The organism is Shewanella sp. 11B5 (genome assembly GCF_002836795.1).
In the GTDB taxonomy this organism is placed as follows: Bacteria; Pseudomonadota; Gammaproteobacteria; order Enterobacterales; family Shewanellaceae; genus Shewanella; species Shewanella frigidimarina.
Map to the genome: position 1 here is coordinate 1 of NZ_PJAP01000610.1, position 3,869 is coordinate 3,869.

Annotated in this window: 4 protein-coding genes; all 4 read left to right on the top strand. The window is 41.6% G+C overall.

Annotation, left to right across the window (positions count from 1 at the left end):
• Positions 1–40 precede the first annotated feature (40 nt).
• Positions 41–658 (top strand): DUF5610 domain-containing protein, encoded by a 618-nt coding sequence (locus CXF78_RS14140; RefSeq protein ID WP_102037159.1) that lies wholly within the window; start codon positions 41–43, stop codon positions 656–658.
• Positions 659–801: 143 nt separating this feature from the next.
• Complete coding sequence (locus tag CXF78_RS14145) at positions 802–1,551, top strand: ferredoxin--NADP reductase (protein ID WP_011636122.1); 750 nt, start codon at positions 802–804, stop codon at positions 1,549–1,551.
• 216 nt (positions 1,552–1,767) lie between these two features.
• Entirely contained in the window at positions 1,768–2,775 is a 1,008-nt protein-coding gene (locus CXF78_RS14150) for a Fe(3+) ABC transporter substrate-binding protein (protein WP_102037160.1), read from the top strand.
• A gap of 126 nt (positions 2,776–2,901) precedes the next feature.
• Positions 2,902–3,869, top strand: a 968-nt coding sequence (locus CXF78_RS14155; RefSeq protein WP_145991455.1) for an ABC transporter permease, incomplete at its 3' end; no start/stop codon positions are given.

The following is a 3,869-nucleotide window of genomic DNA, read 5'->3' on the forward strand; positions in this document are numbered from 1 at the left end:
CGATAATTAAGCTATCGGTCATTGTATGTGAGCTAATATCATGGAAATTAAACAATCAAATAGCAGTAATGCGAGTCCACTGCGTGACAATAAAACAGTCAATACACCGCAAACTTCATCAAGCCACCAAGCTGAAAAAAATACGCCGGTTGAGCCTAAGTTAACCAGCAATCAGCTAAGTCGACAAATGATGAATAATTCGATTTTAGCGGCGCAAGAAGAGGTCAGTATTGCTGCGGGTGATAAGTCTATGGCATTACTGTATCGTGCCGCGATTGAAGCCATTAATGAAGAGCTTGCACCAACGCTAGGGGAGAACTCAGTCCAAAAGAGCATTGAAAGTGGAGTGGATTATTCTCCTGAAGCGACTGCCGATCGTATTGTCAGCTTTGCCACAAATTTTTTCTCGACACATCAGCAACAAAATAAATCCATGGGATTTGATGAGCAAGTTAGCAGTTTTATGGTGAAAATTGGTGATGCTATTGATCAAGGTTTTAAAGAGGCTAGCGATATCTTATCTGGGCTAAAAGTCTTAGACGGTGATATTGCTGCTGGTGTTGATCAAACCTATGAACTCATACAACAAAAACTTGCTCAGTTTCAGCAAGACCGCCTAGATGCTAATTCAGCAAAGCAAGATTCGTCAACTACGTAAACTTAGCTCTGTTCTTTTTAAGCGAATTAATAGCGTTAGATTATTCGCTATAGATATAAATCTGGAAGGCTTTTAATTAAGCAAATATCTGTATAGATTGGTATTATAGTAGATACATAGGCCAGTCTAAAAGGAACAAAGTCATGTGGATTACCGGTACCGTGCTAAAACGCATTGATTGGAATGATAAATTATTCTCGTTGCGTATCAAAGCCGATGTCGAACCTTTTATCGCAGGTCAGTTTATTAAGCTTAGCCAAATGCGTGATGATAAACGTGTCGCGCGGGCGTATTCGCTTGTCAATCCACCAGGGACTGATTATGTCGAAGTGCTGGCTGTTGCGGTAGAGGATGGTCAGTTATCTCCAGATCTAAAAGCATTAAGCCCTGGTGATACCATTCAAGTCACGCCTAAAGCGACCGGTTTTATGACTTTAGATGAAGTGCCTAAAGGGGCATTGCAAGGCAAGCACTTATGGCTGTTAGCGACAGGCACTGCAGTGGGTCCATTTATCTCTATGCTTGCAACCGATGAGCCATGGCAACGCTTTGAAAAAGTCGTGTTAGTTTATGGTGTAAGGCTTGGTGAAGATTTAGCTTATTTAGAAACGATTAAACAGTTTATTAGCCAACATCCTCTTCAGTTTGTGTTTATTCCAATTGTGACCCGTGAAGATTATCCCGAAGGCTTATCATGTCGCATTCCTGATGGTATTAGCAGCGGATTAATTGAACAGAAAGCAGGCTTAGGGATTAATGCAGAACATTCTCAAGTGATGATTTGTGGTAACCCTGGAATGATAAGTGATGCGCAAACCGCTTTGGTTGAAAAAGGCTTAGCAAAAAATCTTCGACGAGCGCCAGGGCAAATTACGGTCGAAAAATACTGGTAACACTTTGGTCAATCTATAGTTCCATGATAGTGGCTTAAGCTTGCCATATTGCCATACAGCATGACGATTTGATGTTTTAGCTTTGGCAACTTAACTGTTGAGAGTGAAACAGCGCTTGCTCCTTTTGGTATGATCACTTACTCTATTGTAATTGATAACCATTATCAATTACGCCGGTTGTGGCGAAATATTGATTCAGTTAGGGAGCGTTGATTAATGAAATTGTTAAAAAGTGTCGCATTATTAGGGTTGGCTTGTGTTGCTTCTTCTGTGAGTGCCGCAGAGGCATTAACGGTTTATTCTTACCGCCAAGCTTTCCTGATTGAGCCTATTCTAGAAAAGTTTACCGAACAAAGTGGTGTCGACGTAAATGTTGTTTTTGCTAAAGATGGTATCGCAGAACGTATGGTGCGCGAAGGCCGCCTATCTCCCGCAGACGTGGTATTAACATCTGATTTCTCTCGCTTAATGGAATTAGTGGAAAAGGATCTTGTTTCTCCCGTCGACAGTGCGGTGATTGATAGTAATATTCCAGCTCAATATCGGTCACAACAGAACAATTGGTATGCGCTGACAATGCGCGTTCGTAACCTGTATTCTTCTAAAGATCGTAGCGGTAAAATTGACATCGATTACGAAGACTTAGCCTCAGCAGAATACAAAGGTAAAATTTGTACTCGCAGTGGCAAACACCCTTATAACGTCGCATTAGTGGCGTCGATGATTGCTCATGACGGTGAGGCGAAAACTAAAACCTGGTTAGAAGGGGTAAAAGCCAATCTAGCCCGTAAGCCTCAAGGTAATGATCGTGATCAAGTGTTAGCAGTTAAAGAGGGCATGTGTGACATTGCTATCGGTAACAGCTACTACTATGGCAACATGCTGATGGATAAAAATCAGAAAAGCTGGGCAGAAGCGGTTGAAATTAACTTCCCTAATCAACATAACCGTGGTGCTCATGTAAACGTATCAGGTATGGCATTAGCCAAACATTCACCGCATAAAGATAACGCGATTAAGCTCATGGAATTTCTTACTTCAAACGTTGCGCAGAAAATGTATGCTGAAGTTAATATGGAATATCCGGTAAAAGCTGATGTAGCACCGTCTGAATTAGTGGCGTCATGGGGTGATTTTAAAGCCGATAGTTTGCCTATCTATAAGTTGGCTGAATACCATCAAGCTGCTGTAACATTGCTTGATGAAGTGAAATTTGATCTTTAACTGAAGCTCGTTTAAATATTATCAGCGCATTATCGATATGATTTACAGATTTACAGATTTACAGATTTACAGATTTACAGATTTACAGATTTATCGATAGTGCGTTGAGTTAACTCGGTATTATTTATGATTTTAGGTTTAACCAGAAGCTGGTCGCTTGCTGGTTATATTATTACGGCAATATTAATCTTGCCACTGATTGCCTTAATTGTGCAGTCCACTCTTCCTGATCAAGCTGTATTTAGCCATTTATTCAATACAGTATTACCGACATACATCGCCAATAGTTTATTGCTCATGTTGTTGGTTGGACTTGGAACACTGGTTTTAGCGATTCCAGCTGCTTGGTTAATTGCCCGTTGTGATTTTCCCTTTCGCCGTTATTTTCAATGGTTACTCCTTCTTCCATTAGCGATGCCAGCCTACATTGTGGCGTATGTTTATACCGATATGCTTGATTATGCAGGTCCAGTGCAACGTGTATTAAGGGCTTGGTTTGGCTGGCAATCTCCCCACGATTATTATTTCCCCGCGATACGTAGTCTTGGAGGGGCAGCGATAATATTGTCGTTAGTATTATTTCCTTATATTTATTTATTAGCGCGTACTGCGTTTATGGAGCAGTCTTCCAGTTTGTTATACGCATCGCGTGTAATGGGATGCAGTCCGTGGCGCAGTTTTTGGCGTCTTGCACTGCCAATGGCAAGACCTGCTTTGGCTGTCGGCGTGGCACTTGTTGCAATGGAAACCGCAGCAGACTTTGCCACCGTGAGTTATTTTGCCGTACCAACATTAACGACAGCAGTTTACGACACGTGGCTTGGCTATGGCAGTTTAACGGCGGCAGCAAAGCTGTCAGCCATTATGCTGTTGGTGGTATTTTCTATGATTGGCGTTGAGCGGTTTGCTCGTCGTAAACAGCAATTATTTCAAAAACAATCCTCCCTCAACGAAGCTGACAGATATGTGTTGTCATCGAAAATGGCTTGGGTCGCACTAGGATATTGCGCATTATTGTTGTTTATTGCCTTTTTGCTGCCCTTTATGGTGTTGTGTGCCTATGCTATTGATTATTTCAATGAGAGTTGGGATGT